Below are 22,890 nucleotides of genomic sequence, written 5' to 3'. Positions count from 1 at the left end.
GCCGCGACTAAAGGCTGTTCCGGCCGGCATGCCGCCGCTCATGATCGACGATAACGGACCGAACAACGTTGTTCATAAGCGTCATTCGGACCTCCAGCGGAGTCGCGGTCTTCTTGATCATCACCGCGACGGAATAGCTGGAGCCGTCCGGCGCTGTTAGGATGCCGATATCGTTATAGCCCGCCTGGGTATCGCCGAGCACCTGTCCCGTGCCGGTCTTGTGGCTCAGGCTCCAGCCCGGTTTGAGGCCCCCTTCAATCGGTTTGCGCCGGTCTTCGTGTTGCCCATGATCGACAGCAGATGCGCGGTGGAGCCCGGGGACAGCAGCTCGCCGCGCTTCAGCCGCGCGAGCGCATCGACGATCGCGGCGGCAGACGCTCCGTCGTAAGGATCGGCCAGATAGCGGTCGAACGCGGCCTTGCGAGCGGCATAGGGCAAGGCGTTGCGCGCCTTGTAAAAGGCATCGCCGATCGAATAATTCTGACTCCAGATCAGTCCGGCAATCCGCGACTGGAGCGCGCGTTCACCTTCGTAGAAGCGGATCGCGCCAAGCTTGTGCCGGGCGATATAGGCGCGCACCGCGCTCGGCCCGCCGGCCGCCCGCATCAGCTTGTCGTTCGCGGTATTGTCGCTCTTTGTGATCGCTTCGACGAGCAGCGCACCAAGCGTCGTCGTGTGCCCTCCCCCAGAACCTTGGTGGCGATCGGCTGATGGAACAACGTCAGGTCATCGCGGGTCAGCGTTACGCGGTCGTTGAGCGAGATCCGGCCGCGGTCCACGGCATCCATTGCCGTCAACGCCACCCAGAACTTGCTGACGCTCTGCTGCGGGCACAGCTCATTCTCGCGCCAGCCGACTCTCCAGCCCTCGCCTACCGACCGAACGGCGATCCCCACGGTCCCGTTGAATCCTTTTCCGAGCTCGTGGATCCGCTGGTCGAGCGCTGGCGGAGGGCGAACTGCGGTGACCGATGTCGTCTGGATGGCGGACGTGGCAACCGGTTCGAGTACCGATCCTGCCGCAAGAAGGACGACCAACAAACCTGACGTCATGACCCCAACCCCACTGAAACGCTTCTCTTTCCTGTAATCTTCCGCTCCTGAACGAGAGATTTTCCGTATCAGCGATCGCTCGAAAGCAAGGCGGCCCCTCGATTTCGTCGAGCGCACGCTGCGCAGCGATATAGCGGCGCGCCTTGGCCGCCCAGGCCTGCGCCCGCTGACCTCCCGGCAGGCGCATGGTCTCCGCTAGGGCGCGATCGACCTCGCCTCGCTCGAGATTTGCGAGTGCGCGGTCGTAGCGCGCCTGGACCATCGGCGAGGGGCTACTTGCGCGGTGGACGGCGACGAGCGAGCCCATCTCCCGCTGGAACGCGCTCCACAGGCTTTCATCCGGCGGCCCGCGGCGAAGCGCCGGCTCGAGTGCGCGATATTCGTGCAATAGCTGATCCAGCGTCACCGGCTGGCGAGAGGCAGTGATGATCGTCGCCACCGCGCGCGGCGACGTCGAGCCGAAACGCTGGGTCAGCAAGGTCTCGAGATAGCCGAGTGAAACCCCGCGCTCGATGGCCCGCCGCGCGGCGAAGGCCACAAGGAGCGCGTCGGCGCGCCCAACGGAGCCAGCGGTCTGTCGCGTGCGATCCTCGACCGCGGCGATGCGCCCTTCCAGGGTCGCGATCCGCGACAAGGTTGCCGGGTCGACATCGCTCGCAATTGCCAGGCTCGGGGCGCCTGACGGAGCGTGAAGGGCGCCGGTTTTTGAGCTACGCCAAGGAATTGGGCCGCTCCCTGCCAGCGCGCCAGCCCCCAGATTGCCAGCGCAGCGCCGGCGACGAGCAGCAGTAGTCCCCAAGCAAGCAAAGCCGTCCAGTGGCGGCCGGAACGGTGCGGCGAAACGCTCATCGACCTTCGTTCTGACACAGCTTCGCGGCAAGGGCCAGAAGAGCGGGTTCCCGTGGCATGCTGGCTACTGCCATGCGCTCCCATCCCGGACCGCAAGCCTGGACCGCTTTGTCGCTGATCGCGGCGATGACCGTCCTTCCTCTCTCCTGGACCAGATCGGCCAGTCTTCTGCCTGCGCGGGGGCTGTGGACCATCACGACTGCTTCGGCCACGTCGATCGCAGGCGGCGGGTCAATCGCAATATTGGCATAAACCGCCACGGCCTCCGCCGCTTCGACGGCCAGGTGGTCCGCCCCCGCAAGGTGGAGCAGGCGGCCTGCCGGCAGTCGCTCGCCAAGTTCGATGCGTCCGCCCTCGCCGACCGTGGCGACTTCGAATCCCGCTTCCCGCGCTGCTTCGGCTGTGGCTTCGCCGACGGCGTGGACGGGCAGAGCTCTTAACGATTCAAGCTGTTTTCCCCCGTGGCGGAAGGCGTTGGCGCTGGTAGCGACGATGCCGCGATAGTCCGCCGGTTCGATTGCCCCCCAAGTTAGCGGCTGAACCGCGAACAACGGGACCGACATTGCGTCCAGACCCATTTCCCGAGCCTTGGCCGTGGTCGCGCTCGCGCCTGGCTCCGGCCGGATAATCAGCAGGCGCCTCACGACACGCCTCCGAAGACCGCACGTATGCTTGGCGGCGCGCTTGCCAGCATCGTATCGGCGATCGCGGCGGCCTCTTCCGGTAGGTCGATGACGCTCTCCTCGGTGACGCGCTCCGTTCCGTCCGGGCTGAAGAGGTCGGCTCGAAAGCGAAGTCGGTCACCCGTCAGCTCGGCAAGGGCAGCGACCGGCGAATGGCACGTTGCGCCCAGACGCCTGCTGAACGCCCGCTCGGCAGCGACGCATCGACACGTTGGAGCATCATTGATGGCATCGAGAAGCGCGCGGATACGTTCGTCGGCGGTTCGGCATTCGACGCCGATTGCCGCCTGGCCCGGAGCGGGAAGGATAACGTCGAGCGGGATCGGGCTGCCTTCGGCCATGTCCAGTCGATCGAGACCCGCGGCAGCGAGCAGCGTCGCGTCCGCGTCGCCGCGTTCGATCTTGTCGAGCCGGGTCTGGACGTTGCCGCGTATCGGCATGATGTGCAGGTCGGGCCGGCAATGGAGCAGTTGCGCCTTGCGCCGTGGGCTCGAAGTGCCGACTGTCGCGCCGTGGGGGAGCGCCTCGATTGCGCTCGCGCCGATTAGCCGGTCGCGAACGTCGGCTCGTGGAAGCATCGCGGCAATCGTGAATTCGGCGGGCCGTTCGCTTTCGACGTCCTTCATCGAGTGAACCGAAAAGTCCGTTTCCTCTGCCGAAAGCATTAAGTCGAGCTCCTTGGTCCACAAGGCCTTGCCGCCGACTTCTGCAATTGGGCGATCCTGGATTCGGTCGCCGCTGGTGCGAATGGCCCGGATCTCGACACTGCCCGTGGGCCAGCCGTGCGCTTTCTCGAGCGCCGCTGCTACGGCCTTTGCCTGTGCCATCGCCAAGGGCGATGCTCTGGTACCAAGGGTTGGAAAATTGCTCATCGGGCGCCGCACTAGCCGAGCGGAGCACCTTGAGGCAAAGGGGTTGGCAAATGACCCTGGTGCTCGGCCTCGAATCCTCCTGCGACGATAGCGCGGTCGCGCTCGTAAGCCATGATCGGCAGATTCTTGCCCAGGCGGTCGTCGGACAGGCAGAGGCGCACCGGCCATTCGGCGGGGTCGTCCCGGAAATTGCTGCCCGCGCTCATGTCGATGTCCTCCCCGGACTGATCCGCCAGGTGCTTCACGAGGCCGATGTGACCATCGGCGAGGTTGACGCCATTGCGGCAACAGCAGGCCCCGGTTTGATTGGTGGCGTGATGGTCGCTCTGCTCGCCGGCAAAGGCCTTAGCCTCGCCGCCGGCAAACCACTGATCGCCGTCAATCATCTCGAAGGTCACGCTTTGTCCCCGCGGCTGGTCGATCCTAATCTCGATTTTCCTTACCTTCTGCTACTGACCAGCGGTGGCCATTGCCAGTTGCTTGAGGTGCGCGGTGTCGGGGATTACCGGCGCCTTGCGACGACCATCGACGATGCTGCCGGAGAAGCGTTCGACAAGGCGGCAAAATTGCTCGGCCTTCCCTATCCGGGCGGTCCGGCAATCGAGGAGCTTGCAGTGAAGGGCGATCCCGGTTCCGTGCCCCTGCCGCGTCCCCTGGTCGGAAGCGCCGAGCCGCATTTTTCCTTCGCCGGTCTCAAAAGCGCGGTCCAGCGCGCTGTCGCATCGGGGGCGCATCGAAGCGAGGACATCGCTGCAAGCTTCCAGCAGGCCGTCGTCGATTGCATGGTCGACCGGACGGCGCGTGCACTTGAAAGCAGCGACGCTCCCGCCCTGGTCGTGGCCGGCGGGGTCGCTGCCAACCAGGCCCTTCGCGGCGCGCTGGCGAAGCTGGCAGCCGACAATGGCCGCCGCTTCTCAGTTCCGCCCGGCTGGCTGTGCACGGACAATGCGGCGATGATCGCCTGGGCCGGGGCCGAACGTCTCGGGCGGGGCCTCACAGATTCGCTCGACGCCCCGGCTCGGGCGCGCTGGCCGCTGGATCCGGCCGGGGAATCGGTTCGCGGTGCGGGAGTAAAGGCATGAGTCTGGAAGGCGTGGCGGTGATCGGTGGCGGGGCGTGGGGAACAGCGCTCGCCCAGGTGGCTGCCGCGAATGGCCGCGAAGTGCTGCTGTGGGCGCTTGAAGATGAGGTCGTCTCTGCGATCAACAAGATCCATGAGAATCCCGTCTTCCTGAAAGGCCTCAAGCTTTCACCCTCCATTCATGCGACAAACAGTTTCTCCGATCTTTCGAGCGCGGACCTGTGGCTCGTCGTCACTCCGGCCCAACATATGCGCGCGGTGCTCGGCCGCCTGCCATGCACGGGTAAGCCGCTTGTGCTTTGCTCAAAGGGGATTGAGGAAGGCTCCGGCCTAATGCTTCACGAAGTCGCGAAGCAGGCCTGTCCCGATTCCCCGGTCGCCGTCCTGTCCGGACCGACCTTCGCGCACGAGGTCGCTGCCGGCCTACCGACCGCCGTGACGCTGGCCTGCGAGGACGAGGAGTTGGGGGAGCGCATCCGGCAGCGCCTCGCGATCCCGGAATTCCGTACCTATTGGACCGACGATGTCGCTGGCGCGGAAATCGGCGGTGCGGTCAAGAATGTTCTCGCCATCGCCTGCGGTGTCGTGGAAGGCCGCCGCCTTGGTCTCAATGCTCGCGCAGCGCTGATCGCTCGGGGGTTTGCGGAAATGACTCGATTCGGTCTCGCTCTCGGTGCCCGCCGCGAGACGCTGGCCGGCCTCAGCGGACTTGGCGACCTTGTTCTCACCTGTTCGTCAATCAGCAGCCGCAATTTTTCGCTCGGCAAGGCGATCGGCGAAGGGCAGAGCCCGATCGGCTGATGGCCGATCGCCGGACCGTGGCCGAAGGCGCGCATACCGCTCCGGTACTTGACCGTATTGCTCGCGAACGCGGGGTGGACATGCCGATCGTCGCGGCCGTTGCCAGCTTGCTGTCCGGGAAAGCCGCGGTCGATGCGGTTCTTGGCGAAATGCTCAGCCGTCCGCTCCGCGCCGAATCGCATTGAGCCTGCGCGATTAGAAGTCGATCGCGATCCCGTTCTTTTCCCAATCACCGTAACGCGTTGGGCTTCGCTCCTCCAGCTCCTCGCGGCCCTTTTCCGGCTTCGGGATAGGCGGCGATGGCGACAGATAGGCCGGGGGTCTCGGTTTCTTTGGCCGTTTCATGCATCGACAATGGGGACTAAGGGGCGTCATGCCAAGTTCGTCAGGCCCGATACCTCCGGGTACTCCCGCGCGCCGCGCCGCCCTCACCATGCTCGATTCAGTGTTGCGGCGCGGGCAAACCCTGGAGTCCGCTTCCGGGTCGCATCGCGTCCCGCTCGAAGCGGAAGACCGGCGGCTGGCGCTGGCGATCGCCGGCGAGACACTTCGCCGCCTTCCGGCGCTCGACGCCATGATCGATTCGCGCACGCGACAGATCCTGCCGGACGACAGCAAGGCGCGAATGGTGCTGCGGCTTGCGCTCGCCCAGAAGCTGGCGCTGGACGTCCCCGATCATGCCATCGTCGCCACGGCCCTGCCGCTTGTTGACGGAGGACCACGCCGCTTGGTTCACGGCGTTCTGGGCGCCTTGCTGCGCGGCGTGCTGCAGACTTCGTCTCCGCTTCCGCAGCCGGTCGAGGGCCGCTGGCGCAACGCGTGGGGGCAGGAGGTCGTCGAGGCGGCCCGGCGCTCCATCCTCCAGCGTCCTCCGCTCGATCTCAGCTTTCGCGACGAAGCGGGGGCGCAGGAATTTCCGCTCGGAATGTCGCTCGCTTCGAAGCACCGCCGGATCGAATCCGCTGCGGTGCCCGGCCTTCCCGGCTATGACGAGGGCGGCTGGTGGGTGCAGGACCTTGCATCGTCCCTTCCCGCACGACTGATCCCCCAATCGGCGAACACGGTTCTCGATCTCTGTGCCGCGCCTGGCGGGAAGACGATGCAGCTCGCGGCGGCCGGCCATGATGTGACCGCCCTCGACCGCTCGAAAAGTCGTCTGGCACGACTGCGCGACAATCTTGCACGCACCGGCCTTGCCGCGACCACAGTCGTCGCCGACGCGCTGGAATGGAGCAATGGCGGCCTGTTCGACGCCGTCCTGCTTGATGCGCCGTGCTCGGCAAGCGGCACTTTCCGGCGCCATCCCGAAGTCCTCTACCGCGCGCGTCAAGCGATCATCGCCGAAAGCGCCGAACTTCAAGCGCAGCTGCTCGACCGCGCCGCCGCCTGCGTTCGCGTCGGCGGCAGCCTCGTCTACGCGGTTTGCAGCCTTGAGCCGGAAGAAGGGGAATCACAGCTCCGTTCCTTCCTCGATCGCCACCCTCATTTTCGTCTCGAGCCAGCCGGTGTCGACATCCTCGGCATTGCGCCGTCCCCTGAGGGCTGGCTGCGCATCCTTCCCGGCATGTTGGAAGAACAGGGCGGGCTCGACGGCTTCTTTACCGCGCACCTTGTCCGCGACGGTTAATCCCGTCTAATCGGGCTCATGGCCCAAACCATCATCAGCCCGTCGATCCTCAGCGCCGATTTCGCCAGGCTGGGCGAAGAGGTCCGCGCCATCGACGAGGCCGGAGCGGACTGGATACACATCGACGTCATGGACGGCCATTATGTGCCGAACCTGACCATCGGTCCGGCGGTGGTAAAGGCGCTTCGGCCGCACAGCGCAAAGCCGTTCGACGTCCATCTGATGATCAGCCCGGTGGATCCGTTCGTCGAGTCATTTGCAGAGGCCGGCGCGGACATCATCACCGTCCATCCCGAGGCCGGGCCGCACGTTCACCGCACGCTCCAGCTTATTCGCTCGCTTGGCAAGAAGGCCGGCGTGTCGCTCAACCCGGGCACCCCGGCGAAGATGCTCGATTACCTGATAGAGGAGATCGACCTCGTGCTAGTCATGAGCGTCAATCCCGGCTTCGGCGGCCAAAAGTTCATTCCTTCCCAGCTCAAGAAGATCGAGGCCGTCGCTACGCAAGTCGCCAAGCGGGCCTTGACGTCACGATCGAGGTCGATGGTGGGATCGATCCTGAAACGGCGCGCCAGTCGATCGATGCCGGGGCAACGGCCCTCGTTGCCGGCACGGCCGTCTTCCGTGGCGGACCGGGCGCTTATCTCCACAACATCCAGGCGCTTCGAGGTTCGTAAATGAGCGCCTCGGCGGAACGCCAAAAGGCCATCGTCGGGAAGCTCGCACGCGGTTCCTTGCTGTCCCGAATCGCTGGTCATGGGCGAAGACCGTTACGGCTGACAGCAGTCCCACGCGACCACGTAGAGGGCGATCGCGCTCGCGGCGATGCCCTGCTTGCCGGCCGCTTCATTCTAGGCGACCAGTCCCTGTCCTTAGCCGATCTCGATTTTGGCCAGCTTGAGCCTGGCGATGCCCTAGCCGATTCGATCGAGGAGTTTTCCTGGCTTCGCGATCTCGCCGCGGCTTCCGGGCGGGATCGCGGCGCGCGAGTCGCCGAAGCGCTGACCGGCCGCTGGCTGGTTGCACACGGCACCAAAGTCGATTCCGCCTGGCGTCCCGATCTCTGGGGTACCCGGATTCTTTTCTGGACGGCCTATGCGCCATACGTCCTATCGAGCCGCGACCAGGGCTATCGCTCCGCGCTCCTCAACACGCTCGCGCGCGGTGCGCGTCATCTTGCGACCACGGCCGACAAGGCTCCGCCGGGCCTAAAACGGATTACAGCCTGGTCTGGGGTCGTCACCGCCTCGCTCATCCTTCAGGGCGGCTTGCCGCGAATTGCGCGCGCGGAATCCGGCCTGATGCGCGCGCTTGCCGCGGCCCAGTTCGAGGACGGCGGCCTGATGAGCCGCTGCCCGCACGAGCAGGTGCTCCTGGTCGATCGCCTCGGTCTCCTCCGCGCTGCCTACTTCGCGGCCAAGCAGGAGCTTCCGGACGGGCTGGAAAGCGCTGCCGCCGCGGCGCTCGCCGCCCTTCACGGCGTGACGATGGGCGATGGCGCTCTTTCAAGCTGGCAGGGCGGCAACCCCTGGCATGCGGCCAGGCTCGCTGCGTTGATTGAGGGCTGTGGGCTTCGTGCTAGGCCGCTTCGACAGGCGCGCGGCTGGGGCTATCAAAGACTTTCGGCGCTGGGCACCATCGTGGTCGTCGATTCGGCTCCGCCTCCACCAAGCGCCATGGCGGCGAGAGGTTGCGCTTCGACTCTCGCACTTGAGCTCAGCGACGGTCCGCAGCGACTCATCGTCAATTGTGGCGGTCCGGGGCCGCTCCCATCCGCTCTTCCCGCCGAACTGGTCGAGGCTCTTCGGAGCACGGCCGCCCACAGCGTACTGACGCTGGACGACGCCAACTCGACCGCGATACTGGCCGACGGCGGCATGGGCAAAGGCGTTGAAGACGTCCATGTCGAGCGGCACGAGGATAATGACAGCAGCCGGCTGGTCGTCGCACACGATGGCTACGTGCGCGGCTACGGGCTGGTTCATGAGCGATCGCTTCGCCTCGGCAACGACGGCAAGGAAGTCAGCGGGCAGGACAAGCTCGTGCCCAAGGGGCGCAAGAAGATCCGCGAAGTCGCGCCATACGCCATTCGTTTCCATCTCGCGCCCGGGGTCGAGGCCGTACCGACCGCCGATGGAATGGGCGCGCTCATCCGCTCGCGAGGCGCGCCGCCTTGGAATTTCCGTTGCCGGGGCGCGATGCTGACCATTGAGGAAAGCCTGGCCATCGACGGCTCGGGCCATCCGCATGCCACGATCCAGCTCGTGATCGTCGGCGAGACTTCCGCGCTCGGAACGAGCGTCGCCTGGCAATTCCGCCGTTCGAGTTAAGAGGACCCCAATGCCCGATATCGTGCCGATCCGCCGAGCCCTGATTTCCCTTTCCGACAAGGATGGCCTCGGCGAACTTGCCGCGGCATTGATTGCCAGGGGCGTCGAACTCGTCTCGACCGGCGGAACGGCCGCCCGGCTCCGCGAGCTCGGGCATGAGGTCCGCGACGTCGCAGACCTGACCGGATTTCCGGAGATGATGGACGGACGGGTTAAGACGCTTCACCCGGTGGTTCACGGCGGGCTGCTCGCAGTCCGCGACCATGCCGAGCATGCCGCCGCGATGGACGCGCACGGGATCGGAGCGATCGACCTCCTGGTCGTCAACCTCTACCCGTTCGAGGCAATGGTCGCGAAGGGCGCCGACCGCGACACGACCATCGAGAATATCGACATTGGCGGGCCGGCGATGATCCGCTCGGCGGCCAAGAACCATGCGTTCGTCGCCGTCCTCACCGATCCCGCCGACTATCCGGACTTCCTCGCCGAGCTTGCGCAGCATGGCGGAACCAGTCTCGCAATGCGCAAGCGCCTCGCCGCGACTGCCTTCGCCCGCACCGGCGCTTACGATTCGATGATTGCCAGCTGGTTCGCCTTCGCCGATCAGGGCGAGGCTTATCCCAAGTCGCGGTTCATCGTCGGCACGAAGGCGCAGGACCTTCGATATGGCGAGAACCCCCACCAGGAAGCCGCGCTTTACCTACCCGTAGGACCTTCGACCCCGGGCGTTGCACAGGCCCGCCAAGTGCAGGGTAAGGAACTCAGCTACAACAACCTCAACGATGCGAATGCCGCGCTCGAGCTTGTTTCCGAATTCCGCGACGGCCCGCCCACCGTAGTTATCGTCAAGCACGCAAACCCTTGCGGCGTGGCGACCGGAGATACCCTCCTTGAAGCGTGGCAGGGCGCACTTTGGTGCGACAACGTGTCGGCGTTCGGCGGGATCGTTGCCGTCAATCGCCAGCTCGACGGTGCAACGGCAGCCGCAATCTCGGAAATCTTTACCGAAGTCGTCGTCGCGCCCGACGCGGACGAAGAAGCGAAAGCCGTGTTCGCCCGCAAGAAGAACCTGCGCCTGCTGCTGACCGGCTCGCTTCCCGATCCAGCGCGCGGTGGTCAGACGGTCGCGGTCATTGCCGGCGGCCTGCTTATCCAGGATCGCGACAACGGCCACGTCACGCGCGATATGCTCAAGGTCGTCACCAAGCGAGAGCCGACCAGCCAGGAACTGGCCGACTGCCTGTTCGCCTGGACTGTCGCCAAGCATGTCAAGTCGAATGCCATTGTTTACGCAAAGAACGGCATCACCGCCGGTATCGGGGCCGGACAGATGAATCGGCGCGATTCAGCACGGATTGCCGCCATCAAGGCACGCGAAGCGGCAGAAACCTACGGTTGGGGCGAACCGCGGACGGTCGGCTCGGCGGTCGCGTCGGACGCTTTCTTCCCCTTCGCGGACGGGCTTCTCGCAGCGGCCGAGGCCGGGGCGACGGCGGTGATCCAGCCGGGCGGATCGATCCGCGACGATGAAGTGATCGCCGCTGCCAACGAAGCGGGACTGGCGATGGTCTTCACCGGGATGCGGCACTTTCGCCATTAGATGAGTCGCCGAGCGCAAGGGGCGACTGCACGCAATCGTGCGCTTGCGCATAGAGTCGGCGAAATGCGGACGGCCTGCGCGGCTTGCCGCGACATGACCGACGGCGTGGGTTTCACTCCCACGCCGAGAGCATTCACGGTTCTAACGCGGAGCGTCGGCGCTCGACGAAGGGTCGGGAAGCGATAGCTGGCGAACTTCGTCACCGCGCATCCGGAAAAGTTCGCGGTCCTCGGGTCCGAACCCTTTGGTCCAGATGACGAGACCGAACGTCGCCAGAATCGCAGGGATCCCGAACGCGATCTCCGCCCATTCCGGCAGGCGTATCACGATCTGCCCGACGACCAGTGCCGCCGCCGCAGCCCAGACCAGGGTCCAGCGCCAGCCGACGACCGGATGGCCGAGCAGCCGTGCCAACAGGTTCGACTTGGCGATCGCCGCGAAGCCAAGCGCAAGCATCAGCGCGATTGCCGGACCTGTGGCCTGCCACAGCGGCGGCCAGCCCATTCGCTTCATCATCACGATCAGCGCCACCGTCAGAATGGCCTGGAGCGCAATCATTGCCAAGCTGAGCGCCATGTTGCGCTTGCGGGCACAATAAATCAGCGCGGATTCGCTCACCGCCGCCGTCGCCGCAACCACTTCCGCCGCCAGCAGGAAGCCGAGCGCGGCCGTGCCGGCGACGAACTCCGGCCCTACAAGGCCCATCACCGCCTCACCGGGGATACCGAGCGCCAGCGCAACCGCCGCCTGGGCGGCAATCACCCAAAAACCGACCTGGCGAACCTGCTTGGCCACCGCAGCGTCATTGCCTGCGGCAACGTTGCGGGAAATGACCGGGCCCAGGATCGGGTCGAAGCTGGTCTTCAGCTTTGACGGCAGCGACGCGACGTTCTGGGCGACATAATAGATTCCGACCACGGCGGGGTCGTGAACAGGCCGAGGATCGCGATGTCGACACGCCGCGAGCCCCATTCGACGGCGTCGGCGGCCGCCACCGGCAAGTTGCGTCGCGCGAGGCGCCAGAGGGCGGCGGGGTGCGGGCTCCATCCGCGCGGAAGGCCGTAGCTTTTCAGGAACGGCACCATTGAGGCCACGACCGCGCCGACCATCGACAGGACGTAGGCAATGATCAGCCCGTCGCGAGTCGAGATGAAGGCCCAGCCAAAAGCGGCGATGCTTATCGTCCAGGGCTCGACGATCGCCCGCGCGCGCACCGTTGCGCCGACGTCGTGGCGATAGGCCAGGGCCGCCAGCGATACGTCCGACCAGGCGAGTGCGATGACCGTAACGGGCAGCAGCCATTCGAGTCCGGTGATCGCGCTGTTCGGGAACATCGCCTGCGGGAATAGGATGAGGATGCTCATCGTCAGCGCCGCGCCCGTTGCCGCGACGACCAGCGCGTCCCACACGACCGCACTATGTCGTTCCGGCGGCGACAGCGCTAGTTGCTGAGCCAGCCCCCGCTTCAGGCCAAGAGTGGCGAGCTGCGCCGCAAACTCGACAATTAGAACCGCGTAAGCGAAGCGCCCGAGGGCTTCCGGTCCGTACATGCGCCCGGCGATGAACAGGAACGGAAGCCGCGCCATCAGGCGCAGCACGAAGCCCATGAAGTTGATCCGCCCGCCACGCGCCAGTGCCGCCAAGTCGGCGGACGGCGCTTGCGGTACCCCTGACTTGCCCCCTTCTCCCATCAATGCGCGGCGCCCCAGTTCGCGCCCCATCCTACCTCGACGTCGAGCGGCACATCGAGCGTCATCGCCGGTTCTGCGGCCTTGCTCATCACCGCACGGACGACGGCCGCCGCCGCTTCCTCTTTGCCCTGCGGTACTTCGAACAGAAGTTCGTCATGTACCTGGAGCAGCATGCGGACATCGCTGAGCCCGGCTTCGCCCAGCGCAGCCGTTATCCGGCTCATCGCGCGCTTGATCAGATCGGCGCTGGTTCCCTGGATCGGCGCGTTGATCGCTGCCCGCTCGGCCCCGGCCCGGAAGTTCGGGTTGGACGCGCGGATGTTGGGGAAGTGCGTCTTGCGGCCGAACAGCGTGCGGGTGAAGCCATGCTCGCGGGCGAAGGCCAATGTCTCGTCGATGTAGGTGCGAATGCCCGGGAAGCGTTCGAAATAGCGCTCGATGATCGCTTTGCCTTCCTCGCGGGCAACACCGAGCCGCCCCGCCAGTCCCCAGGACGAGATCCCGTAAAGGATCGCGAAATTGACAGTCTTGGCGCGGCCGCGAGTCTCGCGGTCGACGGTCCCGAACAATTCCTCGGCGGTCATCGCATGGATGTCCTCGCCGGCGCGGAAGGCCTCCTTCAGTTGCGGAACATCGGCCATCACTGCCGCCAGGCGAAGCTCGATCTGGCTATAATCGGCGCTCATCAGCACATGTCCGTCCTCGGCGATGAAGGCATCGCGGATCTGGCGGCCGATTTCCGTCCGGATCGGTATGTTCTGCAGGTTCGGCTCGGTCGACGATAGCCGCCCGGTTTGCGCCCCGGACAACGAGTAGCTGGTGTGAACGCGCCTGGTGTTCGGGTTGATCTGCGCCTGAAGCGCATCGGTATAGGTGCTCTTGAGCTTGGTCAGCTGGCGCCATTCCAGAACCAGCCTTGCGCATTCAACGCCCTCTCCGGCCAGCCGCTCGAGCTCGGTGACGTCGGTTGAATATTGCCCGCTCTTCCCCTTGCGCCCGCCTTTGAGGCCAAGCCTCTCGAACAGGACCTGGCCGAGTTGCTGCGGGCTGCCGATGGTGAACGGCCCTTGCGCCGTCTCGTAGATCCGCCCCTCGAGCCGGCCGATCTCCTCGGAGAATGTGCCGGACAATTTGGCCAGATAATTGCGGTCGACCTTAATGCCTTCAAGCTCCATTCGGCCCACCGCGGCGACCAGTGGCCGGTCGACGGACTGATACACCTGACTGGTGCCTTCCCGGGCCAGCCGCGGTTTCAGCTTCAGCCACAGGCGAAGGCAGATGTCGGCGTCCTCCGCCGCATATTCGGTGGCGTCGTTGAGCGCCACCTTGTCGAACGTGATCTGCTTCTGGCCGGTGCCGCAGACGGTCTTGAAGGCGATGCACTCATGGTCGAACCACGTCTTGGCAAGTTCGTCGAGACCGTGGCCCGACCGCCCGGCATCGAGGTCGAAGCTCATCACCAACGTGTCGTCGTAGGGCTTGAGGTCGATTCCCGCCTTGGCGAACATCACCCAGTCGTATTTGAGATTATGGCCGATCTTGAGGACGCTTTCGTCCTCGAGCAGCGGCTTCAGCCTGGAAAGCACGAGGTCGGCTGGCAATTGCTTCGGCGCGTCGCTCAGCAGGTCGGCGCCGACATGGCCGATCGGAACATAGCAGGCCTTGTTCGGCTCGGTCGCCAGGCTGACACCGACCAGCCGGGCAATGACACAGTCGACGCAGTCTGTCTCGGTGTCGATCGCGACATAGCCCTTGTGCCGGGCTTCGGCGATCCAGCGGTCGAGCGATTCTTCGTCAACGACCGTCTCATAAGCTGACCGATCGACGGAAATCTTTTCCTTTTCAATCCCTTGCGGCGCAGACGCCGTTGACGTCGTGGCGGCAATTCCGGCCGATCCGGGTACCCCCGTGGCTCCGCCGCCACCAGTCAGGCGGTTGAGCAGCGACTTGAAGCCCTGGTCTTCCAGGAAGGCCTTGAGCGGCTCCGGCGGAATCCCCCTCAGCGCCAGGCTTTCGAGCGGCTCCGGCAAAGGCGCGTCGCACACGAGCCGGACGAGTTCGCGGCTCAGGCGCGCGGCCTCCGCATGCTCGGTCAAATTCTGCTTGAGCTTGGGCTTGGTGATCTCGCCAACGCTGGCGAGCACCGTTTCCAGGTCGCCATAGTGCTGGATCAGCTGGCTCGCCGTTTTCGGGCCGATTCCCGGAACGCCAGGCACGTTGTCCACGCTGTCGCCCATCAGCGCCAGCACGTCGCCGACCTTTTCCGGGCCGACCCCGAATTTTTCGACCACTTCGGCCACGCCGATGCGGCGGTCGTTCATCGTGTCGAGCATGTCGACCTTGCCGTCCTCGACAAGCTGCATCAGGTCCTTGTCGCTGCTGACGATGGTCACCTTCCAACCGGCTGCGGCCGCGACCTTGACGTAGCACGCGATGATGTCGTCGGCCTCCAGTCCCTCTTCCTCGATGCAGGGGATGGAGAACGCGCGCGTTGCGACGCGGATCAGCGGAAATTGCGGAACCAGGTCTTCGGGCGGCGGCGGACGGTTCGCCTTGTACTGGTCGTACATCTCGTTGCGGTGGGTCTGGCTCGACGCATCCAGGATCACCGCCATGTGAGTCGGGCCGTCGGCCTTCTCCAGCCCTGCCGCCAGTTTCCACAGCATCGCCGTATAGCCATAAACTGCACCGGCTGGCGTGCCGTGTCGGTTGGTCAGCGGCGGCAGCCGGTGATAGGCGCGGAAGATGTAGCTCGATCCATCGACGAGGTAGAGGTGGTTCTGGGCGTCCGGCATGCTAACCCTGCTCTAGCAGGGTGATTGGCGGATGCCAGCCTGACGAAGGAGCAGAGGATGTCGGACCGTTTCCAGCGCCACAAGCAGCCGTGGACTTCGGATGAAATCCACAAGCTTCAGACTTTGGCTGCCAAGGGCATGGGCCTGAAGGCGATCGCCAAGGCCCTGACCCGAAGCGAGGAATCGACCCAGGCTCAGGCGAAGACGCTCAAGCTCAAGATCGCCAAGCTTCGCTAGAGCCGATCTACCCTCAGCCACGCCGGATTGCCCAGCCAGTTGCGCTTGAGTGCCGCCGTTGCGGCCGCTGCCTGAGGGCGCCTGCCCTGCAGCCGTTCTGCGGCCGCGAGGCCGAAAAGTGCCCAGCCGTTATTGGGAAATTTGGCGAGCGCCGCGGTAAAAGCTTCGGCGGCCTCGCGATTTTTGCCCTGTTTCAGAAGCGCTGCGCCAAGTGATTGTTGCACCGGATAATACCAGTACGGAGGCTCCATGTACGGGATCTTGTCCTCGATCGCGGTCGCGTCCCGATAGAGCCGCACGGAATCGCCGTAATTGCCGCTCGCAAAAGCCCATCGCGCCTGAGCGACGGTCTCTGCCAACTTTACTAGCTCATCGGCCGGGACGCCCTGGTCGATCATCGGCTTCAACGCTTCGCTTCGGCGGATGGCGCTAAGCACGCCCAGCTCTCGGTCGAAGCCGGCGCGGTCGCGCTGCATCGCATAGGCGACAGCCCGGGCGTAATGCCGCATCGCCGTCGGATAGGCGAGCAGCTTGCTAGGCGGGGCCATCGCCAGGATTTGCGCCGGCGTTCCGACCTGGGCGGCCGCGAAATACGGCGCGGCATTGACGGCCTGGATCCACGCGATCTGGCTGCTGATCTTGGGGTCCAGGATCGTCGACAGCTTGCGGCCTTCGCGGATCGCGGTCGGGATGTCGCCGGCCATTTGCGCGCTGGTGACGATGAAGTGGACGTTGTGCGGATAATAGCCGTAGCGGACGAGGCCCTTGTCGCCGCTTTCACGGATCCATTTCTCGTCGGCGCGCGCGGCGTCGACATTGACCCGGATCGAATCTTTCCATCGGCCGAGCCGATAGTAAATGTGAGCCGGCATGTGGACGAGGTGGCCTGCGGTCGGGGAAAGCGGCGTCGCCAGCTTGTCGGCGGCAGCCTCGGCAAGCTTTGGATCGGGGCCATTTTCCATCAGGTGGATGTACAGATGCGCGGCCTGCGGGTGATTGGGATTGCGGGCGTAGACTGTCTCGACCAGCCGCACCGCTTCGCCGAGCCGCGGCTGCGGTTGCTTGTCGGCGGTCCAGTAATCCCACGGCCGCGTGTCCATCGCCGCTTCCGCCGCCAGCAGGGCGACATCGTCATTGTCCGGGTGGCCGGCGGCGGCGGCCAGCATCGCATCGGCATAGGCGATATTGAGCGCTGCCTGGTCGGCGTTCGGTGCCAGCGAATAGCGTTTCATCATCGCCGCGGTCAGCGCTTGCTCCGCCGGCGTGCCTTTCCGCGCCAGCCAATTGGCATAGGCAGCAAGCGCGACGGCTCGGGTCATCGTCGAGGGGTCCATCGGCGCATTGATGTTCGGGCCTTGGGCCATCGCTTCGCCCCAATGGCAAAGCGCGCAACTGGGATCGAGCTTCTGCGCCTCGCGGAAAGAGGCGATCGCGGCGGCGTGGTTGAAACCGTATGCGAAGCCCATGCCCTGGTCGAAATATTTCTGGGCGAGGGGGTTGCTGGTGGTGATCGGAAAATGCACCGAACCGAGCCCTTCGTAGAGCTTGATCTTCGGCTGCTCGGCGCCCTGAACGACGGCCGCCGCGATCATCAGCCTGGCGCGCATCGACCCGCTTCCATTCTCGCCGCCGCACAGGCTCGCGAAGCGCGTGGTGGGATCGAGATAGTTGAGAACTTCGGCGCTATATTTCGCTTCGTTCGCCGGGCTCATGCTGCCAAGCGTCAGGGCAGCAAGAACGTACGCAACCGGGCGGGCTTGGATCGACATGACTGATACCCCCGCAGGCCTGAGTCGAGGGGAAACCCTTAGCAGATTTCGCCCAAATTGTCCGCCCTAAGGGACCAGGATCGTGTCGTCGGCTATTGCGCCGGTCTCGGGGTAATCGAGCGTGTAGTGGAGGCCTCGGCTCTCGTGGCGGGACAGCGCGCTGCGGATGATGAGATCGGCGACCTCCACCAGGTTGCGAAGCTCGATGAGGTCGGGCGTCACGCGGAAGTGCGCATAATAATCCTGAACTTCCCGGCGAAGCAGATCGATGCGGTGCTTGGCCCGCTCCAGCCTTTTGGTCGTGCGGACGATGCCGACGAAATTCCACATGAAGCGGCGGATTTCGCCCCAGCACTGCTGAATGACGACCTCTTCGTCGCTGTCGGTCACCCGGCTCTCGTCCCATGCGCGGATTGCCGGCGTCTCGGGAAGCTCGTCCCAGCACTTCAGGATGTGGCGGGCCGCCGCTTCGCCGTAAACGAGACACTCGAGTAACGAATTGGAGGCCAACCGGTTGGCGCCGTGAAGACCGGACTGGCTCACCTCGCCGGCGGCGTAGAGCCCCGGCGCGTCGGTTCGCCCGTCGATGTCCACCAGCACGCCGCCACAGGTGTAGTGCTGGGCGGGAACCACCGGGATCGGCTCTTTGGTAATGTCGATCCCAAGCGCGATGAGCTTGTCGTAGATCGTCGGGAAATGACTCCGGACGAAATCCGGGTTCTTGTGGCTGATATCGAGGTGGACGTAATCCAGGCCGTCGCGCTTGATTTCACTGTCGATCGCACGGGCAACGATATCGCGCGGCGCAAGCTCGGCCCGCTCGTCGTAATCGGGCATGAATCGATGCCCGGTTTCGGGGTGCTTGAGGACGCCGCCTTCGCCGCGAACCGCCTCGGTGATCAGGAAATTCTTGACCACCAGGTTGTACAGGCAGGTCGGGTGGAACTGCATGAATTCCATGTTGGAGATCCGGCAGCCTGCGCGCCATGCCATGGCGATCCCGTCGCCGGTCGCTCCGCGCGGCGCGGTCGAATAAAGATAGGCGCGGCCCGCTCCGCCGGTGGCAAGCACGGTCGCCCGGGCGGTGAGAGTCTCGACCTCGCCAGTCCCGCGATTGAAGGCATAGAGACCGTGCACCGCACCGCTCGTTGAAAAATCCGAAGCATGACGACCGGTCGCGAAGTCGATCGCTACGCGGTCGGTCAGAATGGTGATGCTCGGATTAGCAACGGCGGCCTTTTCCAGCGCGTGCTGGATCGCCCAGCCCGTCGCATCGGCGACGTGGACGATGCGGCGGTGACTGTGGCCGCCTTCGCGGGTGAGATGCCATCCGGCGCCGTCGTCGTCGATGTTGAATGGGACGCCCAGTTCGGCAAGACGGGCGATGGCTGCCGGAGCCCCCGCAACGACATGCTCGACGACTTCGCGATTGTTGAGCCCGGCCCCGGCGATCATGGTGTCCTGGACATGGGCGTCGAAACTATCGCCCTCCTCCAGAACCGCGGCGATCCCGCCCTGCGCCCATTCAGTCGCGCCGCCGCCCAGCGCGCCCTTGGCGAGGACGGCCACCTTTCGGTGCGGGGCGAGATTGAGCGCCGCGGTCAGCCCGGCGGCGCCCGAGCCGATGACGATGATGTCGTAATCGCTCACGCCACCTCGCGGGTCAGCGTCAGGAATACGTCTTCGAGGTCAGGGTCCTTGGTGGAAACGTCGACGATGTCATAGCCCTCACGACCGAGCGCGGCGAGAACGTCACCGGCATTGACCCGGTCCTTGCGGTACTGGATTTCGAGCGTGCGTTCGCCAGTTTTCTCGACACGGTCAAAACAGGGATTGTCGGGAAGCGAGGTGATGGGCTGGTTGAACTCGACGGCGACGACCTTGTCCTGAGCCTTGGCGATCAGCTGCCGGGTTGGCTCATTGGCGATCAGGCGGCCGTGATTGATGATTGCGATCCGGTCGCACAGTTGCTCGGCTTCCTCGAGATAGTGGGTCGTCAGGACGACCGTCACACCATCGCGGTTCAGGCGGCGCACATAATCCCACAATTGCTGGCGAAGCTCGATGTCGACCCCGGCGGTCGGTTCGTCGAGAACGAGGATCGGCGGTGAGTGAACCATCGCCTTGGCGACCAGCAGCCGCCGCTTCATCCCTCCGGAAAGAGTCCGCGCATAGGCATCTGCCTTGTCGGTCAAGCGGACCGCCGCAAGCAATTCATCGGTGATCCGCTCGCCCTTTGGTACGCCGTACAAACCCGCCTGGAGTTCCAGCGCCTCGCGCGGCGTGAAGAACGGATCGAACAGGATTTCCTGGGGGACGATGCCAATCGAGCGCTTGGCGTTGCGCGGGTGCTCGTCGATGTCGAATCCCCAGATCCGCGCAGTTCCGCTTGTCTTTACGACCAGCCCGGCAAGGATGTTGATCAACGTCGACTTGCCGGCTCCATTGGGACCTAGAAGGCCGAAGATCTGGCCGGTCGGGACGGCGAATGACACATTGTCCAGCGCCCTCTTTCCGCCGGCATATGTCTTGCACAATGTATCGATGGCGATTGCGGGTACGGAATCATTCATGGCAGGCGGCATAGCGACCATGACGCGCGGCTGGAAGGCAGGCGATTCGCATTGCTTAGCGCGTTGAAAAGCATTGATGAGGTGTTCACCGTCAAGCGGAATGGCTTCCCGTCGCGGTTAAGCGATCGTTGACCGTCTTTAATTTTGAGAGGGAGGAACGACGACTTCTTTTCCTCAAAACCCGAACGGATTTGGTAAACTGCTCACTAAGCGGCTTCGTCCAACCTTTGCTGTAACCTTACCGGCATATTTCCCCTGTTTTGTGGGGAGTTGGACAAGTGGACATTCGTACCGCATTCGGCGCGGCCGTGGCCGCCGCGGCTATTTGCTGCGCGCCAGCCTCCGCCGCCGATGGCAGCCCGGCGACGGAAACCGGCGATTCAAAGGTCATCATTCTAAATCCGTTGTCGTTCATCACGATCGAAGAGCTCGATTTCGGCTCCGTCATCGTGCCGGCATCGGGCAACGGTACGGTTACCATTGATCCGATCACCGGTTCGCCGAGTTACAGCAACATCGACTATGTCGCCGGCATCTCCAATGCGCCGCAGCGGGGCCGCTTCATCGGCTCCGGATCGGCTAACCAAGTCATCTATGTCACGACGACCTTGCCGACATTTCTCGAGAAGTCGCCGGGCGGGCCGTCCGTGCCGGTCAACCTGAAGCTCGACCGTAATCCCAACTCGCTTGGCGCTTACGTCTATGTGGTCGATCCACTCTGGCTGACGTTCGAAATCGGGATTGGCGGCACGCTGACCGTCCCGCAAGGAACGGAGCCGGGCAATTACTCGGCAACATTCGACGTCACCGCCACCTATCAGTGATTGTCAAAACCGGCGAACGGCTGGTAGGGCGCTGCCCATGCTGCCTCCGCCGGAAATCGTTCGGACCCGTTCGCTTCGCGTGATGTGCGATGGAAGCGGCGCGGTCGACCCCGCGCTCGGTCACCCGCGCGTCTATCTCCACATCGACGACAACGGCTTCGTCGACTGCGGTTACTGCGATCGCCGGTTCATTCTGGAAGGCGGGCCGGCTGACGTCGCCCGGTCGCCAGAGGCGTCGTGAACGCGGATCCTCGCGCGTTCCTTTATCGCTCGCTCGATCCGGACGAGGCGCAGCGCTTCGCTACCAGCCATCTCGCCGCACACGACGACGGCGAGCTCTATCTGCAATATGCAGTTAGCGAAGCATTCGGGTTTGACGACGGCAGGTTGAAGACCGCCGATTACAATGTGTCGTCCGGTTTCGGCCTTCGCGGCGTTAGCGGCGAACGTACAGGCTTCGCCCATGCCAGCGAGATCAGCGCGGCTGCGATCGAACGGGCGGCCGCAACATTGCAATTGCTGGATCCGACCAGTCAGGTCCGCGCGCCCGATCCCGCCCGGACCAATCGTGCGATCTATGACGGTGAAGATCCGCTCTCGGCGATACCGTTCGCCCAAAAGGTGGCCCTGTGTCAGCAGATAGATGCCGCTGCTCGCGCCCGCGATCCCCGAGTCGAGCAGGTCAGCGTAAGCCTTGCTGCGAGCTGGAGCGTCATCGACGTCATCCGCGCTGGCGGCTTTGTCGCGAATGACATCCGCCCGCTCGTTCGGTTAGGCGTGCAGATCGTCGCGAAAGACGGGGACCGTCGCGAAACCGGCTATTACGGTCTGGGCGGACGGTATCTTTACGACTGCCTGTTCGATCCTTCGACATGGAACCGGGTCATCGACACGGCTCTGGAGCAAGCCTTGGTCAATCTGCAGTCGGTCGCGGCCCCGGCCGGAGAAATGCCGGTGGTCTGCGGGCCTGGCTGGCCCGGCGTGTTACTGCATGAGGCCGTCGGCCACGGCCTTGAGGGCGATTTCAACCGCAAGGGGACTTCGGCCTTCACCGGGCGGATCGGCGAGCGGGTGGCCGCACCGGGCGTTACGGTCATCGACGACGGAACGATGGATCGACGGCGCGGCTCGCTGACCATCGACGACGAAGGTACGCCGACCGGGCGCACCGTGCTTATCGAGGACGGGATCCTCAAAGGCTATATGCAGGATCGTTTGAATGCGCGGCTGATGGGGGTCGATCCGACCGGCAACGGCCGACGCGAAAGTTATGCTCACGCGCCCATGCCCCGCATGACAAACACCTTCATGCTTGGCGGACACGATGATCCGGACGAGCTCGTGACCAGGGTCAAGGACGGCATCTATGCCAAGAGCTTCGGTGGCGGGCAGGTCGACATCACCAGTGGGAAGTTCGTCTTTTCCTGCACGGAGGCTTATCGGATCAGGAACGGCAAGATTGCCGAGCCGGTCAAGGGCGCCACGCTCATCGGTGACGGCCCGAGCGTGCTGACGCGGGTGACTGGCATCGGCAATGACATGGCCCTCGACGAGGGTATTGGAGTGTGCGGCAAGGCGGGCCAATCGATTCCCGCAGGTGTCGGTCAGCCGACCCTGCTGGTCGCTGGACTTACCGTTGGCGGGACTGCCGCCGCCTAATTCGGATCCCTGAGCAAGTGCGCGACCGGGTCGAGCGAGAACCCCGCGCCCTGGGCGCAGCGCTCCAGCTCCTCGCGCTCGACACCGTCCTCGCTCTTGGCGACGGCCCAGGCCAGTGTCGATCTGTTGCCGCTGCGGCAGAAAGCGAGCAGCTTCCCGTCACCGGCGGCATGGATCGCTTCACGCATCGCCTCGACGTCGCTCGGACCCATTCCGCGCGCGATCGGAACGTGGCGGTACTCCATTCCCGCACTGCGAACCGCCGCTTCGATGTCGGCGCTCAGCGGCTGGCCTTCATCCTCTCCGTCCGGGCGATTGTTGACGACCAACGTCACGCCGAGCGCCTTGAATCTCGCTATGTCATCTGGACCGATCTGGCCCTCGATGAACGTATTTTCATCCAGCTGACGAACCATTGCGCTCTCCCTCGGACATGCGAATCGCTGG

General features: G+C 64.6%; 18 protein-coding genes and 4 pseudogenes. 10 read left to right on the top strand and 12 right to left on the bottom strand.

Annotation, left to right across the window (positions count from 1 at the left end; translation table 11 throughout):
* Positions 1-7: 7 nt before the first annotated feature.
* The 5 genes and pseudogenes from G7076_RS12745 to hemC all read right to left on the bottom strand — a co-directional run bounded on the left by G7076_RS12745 (position 8) and on the right by hemC (position 3,411).
* Positions 8-642, bottom strand: a pseudogene (locus G7076_RS12745) (serine hydrolase).
* Complete coding sequence (locus tag G7076_RS12815) at positions 606-896, bottom strand: serine hydrolase (RefSeq protein ID WP_346774093.1); 291 nt, start codon at positions 894-896, stop codon at positions 606-608. The pseudogene G7076_RS12745 and the gene G7076_RS12815 overlap by 37 nt, the downstream one beginning before the upstream one ends.
* Positions 838-1,686 (bottom strand): hypothetical protein, encoded by an 849-nt coding sequence (locus G7076_RS12545; protein WP_240913793.1) that lies wholly within the window; start codon positions 1,684-1,686, stop codon positions 838-840. Before G7076_RS12545 ends, G7076_RS12815 begins: the two co-directional genes overlap by 59 nt.
* A 211-nt stretch (positions 1,687-1,897) precedes the next feature.
* Positions 1,898-2,545, bottom strand: a complete 648-nt coding sequence (locus G7076_RS11365; RefSeq protein ID WP_166202955.1) for a uroporphyrinogen-III synthase — start codon at positions 2,543-2,545, stop codon at positions 1,898-1,900.
* Positions 2,542-3,411, bottom strand: coding sequence for a hydroxymethylbilane synthase (gene hemC / locus G7076_RS11360; protein ID WP_240913792.1), 870 nt, complete (start codon positions 3,409-3,411; stop codon positions 2,542-2,544). The genes G7076_RS11365 and hemC overlap by 4 nt, the downstream gene beginning before the upstream one ends.
* A gap of 95 nt (positions 3,412-3,506) precedes the next feature.
* On the opposite strand from hemC, the gene tsaD reads away from it, so the two are divergent.
* Positions 3,507-4,538 carry a tRNA (adenosine(37)-N6)-threonylcarbamoyltransferase complex transferase subunit TsaD gene (gene tsaD, locus G7076_RS11355; protein WP_166202951.1) on the top strand — a complete coding sequence of 344 codons (1,032 nt, stop codon included), beginning with the start codon at positions 3,507-3,509 and terminating at the stop codon, positions 4,536-4,538.
* Positions 4,535-5,523: pseudogene (locus G7076_RS11350) on the top strand (NAD(P)H-dependent glycerol-3-phosphate dehydrogenase). The gene tsaD and the pseudogene G7076_RS11350 overlap by 4 nt, the downstream one beginning before the upstream one ends.
* Positions 5,524-5,533: 10 nt before the next feature.
* Here the strand turns inward: G7076_RS11350 and G7076_RS11345 are convergent.
* Positions 5,534-5,683: a DUF1674 domain-containing protein gene (locus tag G7076_RS11345; protein WP_166202949.1), complete on the bottom strand. Its 150-nt coding sequence runs from the start codon at positions 5,681-5,683 to the stop codon at positions 5,534-5,536.
* A 28-nt stretch (positions 5,684-5,711) separates the two neighbouring features.
* Here G7076_RS11345 and G7076_RS11340 point away from each other — a divergent pair, with 28 nt between their 5' ends.
* From G7076_RS11340 to purH, 4 genes and pseudogenes are all read left to right on the top strand, one after another.
* Positions 5,712-6,965: an RsmB/NOP family class I SAM-dependent RNA methyltransferase gene (locus tag G7076_RS11340; protein ID WP_166202947.1), complete on the top strand. Its 1,254-nt coding sequence runs from the start codon at positions 5,712-5,714 to the stop codon at positions 6,963-6,965.
* 18 nt (positions 6,966-6,983) lie between these two features.
* A pseudogene (gene rpe / locus G7076_RS11335) lies at positions 6,984-7,642 on the top strand (ribulose-phosphate 3-epimerase).
* Positions 7,643-9,295 (top strand): heparinase II/III family protein, encoded by a 1,653-nt coding sequence (locus G7076_RS11330; protein WP_166202945.1) that lies wholly within the window; start codon positions 7,643-7,645, stop codon positions 9,293-9,295.
* 10 nt (positions 9,296-9,305) lie between these two features.
* Positions 9,306-10,895: a bifunctional phosphoribosylaminoimidazolecarboxamide formyltransferase/IMP cyclohydrolase gene (purH, locus tag G7076_RS11325; RefSeq protein ID WP_166202943.1), complete on the top strand. Its 1,590-nt coding sequence runs from the start codon at positions 9,306-9,308 to the stop codon at positions 10,893-10,895.
* Positions 10,896-11,036: 141 nt separating this feature from the next.
* Here purH and G7076_RS11320 read toward each other — a convergent pair.
* Both G7076_RS11320 and polA read right to left on the bottom strand, forming a co-directional pair.
* Positions 11,037-12,586: pseudogene (locus tag G7076_RS11320) on the bottom strand (oligosaccharide flippase family protein).
* Positions 12,586-15,381 (bottom strand): DNA polymerase I, encoded by a 2,796-nt coding sequence (polA, locus tag G7076_RS11315; RefSeq protein WP_166202941.1) that lies wholly within the window; start codon positions 15,379-15,381, stop codon positions 12,586-12,588. The pseudogene G7076_RS11320 and the gene polA overlap by 1 nt, the downstream one beginning before the upstream one ends.
* A gap of 57 nt (positions 15,382-15,438) precedes the next feature.
* On the opposite strand from polA, the gene G7076_RS11310 reads away from it, so the two are divergent.
* Positions 15,439-15,618, top strand: a complete 180-nt coding sequence (locus G7076_RS11310; RefSeq protein ID WP_166202939.1) for a hypothetical protein — start codon at positions 15,439-15,441, stop codon at positions 15,616-15,618.
* Here the strand turns inward: G7076_RS11310 and G7076_RS11305 are convergent.
* From G7076_RS11305 to G7076_RS11295, 3 genes are all read right to left on the bottom strand, one after another.
* A complete protein-coding gene (locus tag G7076_RS11305) occupies positions 15,615-17,387 on the bottom strand; it encodes a tetratricopeptide repeat protein (RefSeq protein ID WP_166202937.1) in 1,773 nt (590 codons plus the stop codon). The genes G7076_RS11310 and G7076_RS11305 overlap by 4 nt on opposite strands.
* 66 nt (positions 17,388-17,453) lie before the next feature.
* Positions 17,454-19,037 (bottom strand): L-aspartate oxidase, encoded by a 1,584-nt coding sequence (nadB, locus tag G7076_RS11300; RefSeq protein ID WP_166202935.1) that lies wholly within the window; start codon positions 19,035-19,037, stop codon positions 17,454-17,456.
* Positions 19,034-19,960 (bottom strand): ABC transporter ATP-binding protein, encoded by a 927-nt coding sequence (locus G7076_RS11295; protein ID WP_166202933.1) that lies wholly within the window; start codon positions 19,958-19,960, stop codon positions 19,034-19,036. The genes nadB and G7076_RS11295 overlap by 4 nt, the downstream gene beginning before the upstream one ends.
* A 278-nt stretch (positions 19,961-20,238) precedes the next feature.
* Between G7076_RS11295 and G7076_RS11290 the strand changes: the two genes are divergently transcribed.
* Genes G7076_RS11290 through tldD form a run of 3 tightly spaced genes read left to right on the top strand, consistent with a single transcriptional unit; the run spans position 20,239 to position 22,443 of the window.
* Positions 20,239-20,784, top strand: a complete 546-nt coding sequence (locus tag G7076_RS11290; protein ID WP_166202931.1) for a DUF4402 domain-containing protein — start codon at positions 20,239-20,241, stop codon at positions 20,782-20,784.
* Between the two features lie 37 nt (positions 20,785-20,821).
* A complete protein-coding gene (locus tag G7076_RS11285) occupies positions 20,822-21,025 on the top strand; it encodes a zinc-finger domain-containing protein (RefSeq protein WP_166202929.1) in 204 nt (67 codons plus the stop codon).
* Entirely contained in the window at positions 21,022-22,443 is a 1,422-nt protein-coding gene (gene tldD / locus G7076_RS11280; RefSeq protein ID WP_166202927.1) for a metalloprotease TldD, read from the top strand. Before G7076_RS11285 ends, tldD begins: the two co-directional genes overlap by 4 nt.
* Here the strand turns inward: tldD and G7076_RS11275 are convergent.
* Positions 22,440-22,859, bottom strand: coding sequence for a TIGR01244 family sulfur transferase (locus G7076_RS11275; RefSeq protein WP_166202925.1), 420 nt, complete (start codon positions 22,857-22,859; stop codon positions 22,440-22,442). The genes tldD and G7076_RS11275 overlap by 4 nt on opposite strands.
* Positions 22,860-22,890 lie beyond the last annotated feature (31 nt).

It is taken from the genome of Sphingomonas sp. HDW15A (genome assembly GCF_011301715.1).
Lineage (GTDB): Bacteria > Pseudomonadota > Alphaproteobacteria > Sphingomonadales > Sphingomonadaceae > Sphingomicrobium.
The sequence above is the reverse complement of the archived record's forward strand: the minus strand, read 5'-3'. Positions and strand labels throughout refer to the sequence as shown.

Excerpts from the sequence above, each read along its gene's own strand:
- G7076_RS11345 (WP_166202949.1), bottom strand. The coding sequence starts at position 5,683 with ATGAAACGGCCAAAGAAACCGAGACCCCCGGCCTATCTGTCGCCATCG.
- polA (WP_166202941.1), bottom strand. The coding sequence starts at position 15,381 with ATGCCGGACGCCCAGAACCACCTCTACCTCGTCGATGGATCGAGCTAC.
- G7076_RS11275 (WP_166202925.1), bottom strand. The coding sequence starts at position 22,859 with ATGGTTCGTCAGCTGGATGAAAATACGTTCATCGAGGGCCAGATCGGT.
- G7076_RS11295 (WP_166202933.1), bottom strand. The coding sequence starts at position 19,960 with ATGAATGATTCCGTACCCGCAATCGCCATCGATACATTGTGCAAGACA.
- G7076_RS11305 (WP_166202937.1), bottom strand. The coding sequence starts at position 17,387 with ATGTCGATCCAAGCCCGCCCGGTTGCGTACGTTCTTGCTGCCCTGACG.
- G7076_RS11340 (WP_166202947.1), top strand. The coding sequence starts at position 5,712 with ATGCCAAGTTCGTCAGGCCCGATACCTCCGGGTACTCCCGCGCGCCGC.
- G7076_RS11285 (WP_166202929.1), top strand. The coding sequence starts at position 20,822 with ATGCTGCCTCCGCCGGAAATCGTTCGGACCCGTTCGCTTCGCGTGATG.
- hemC (WP_240913792.1), bottom strand. The coding sequence starts at position 3,411 with ATGGCACAGGCAAAGGCCGTAGCAGCGGCGCTCGAGAAAGCGCACGGC.
- G7076_RS11310 (WP_166202939.1), top strand. The coding sequence starts at position 15,439 with ATGTCGGACCGTTTCCAGCGCCACAAGCAGCCGTGGACTTCGGATGAA.
- tsaD (WP_166202951.1), top strand. The coding sequence starts at position 3,507 with ATGACCCTGGTGCTCGGCCTCGAATCCTCCTGCGACGATAGCGCGGTC.
- G7076_RS11330 (WP_166202945.1), top strand. The coding sequence starts at position 7,643 with ATGAGCGCCTCGGCGGAACGCCAAAAGGCCATCGTCGGGAAGCTCGCA.
- purH (WP_166202943.1), top strand. The coding sequence starts at position 9,306 with ATGCCCGATATCGTGCCGATCCGCCGAGCCCTGATTTCCCTTTCCGAC.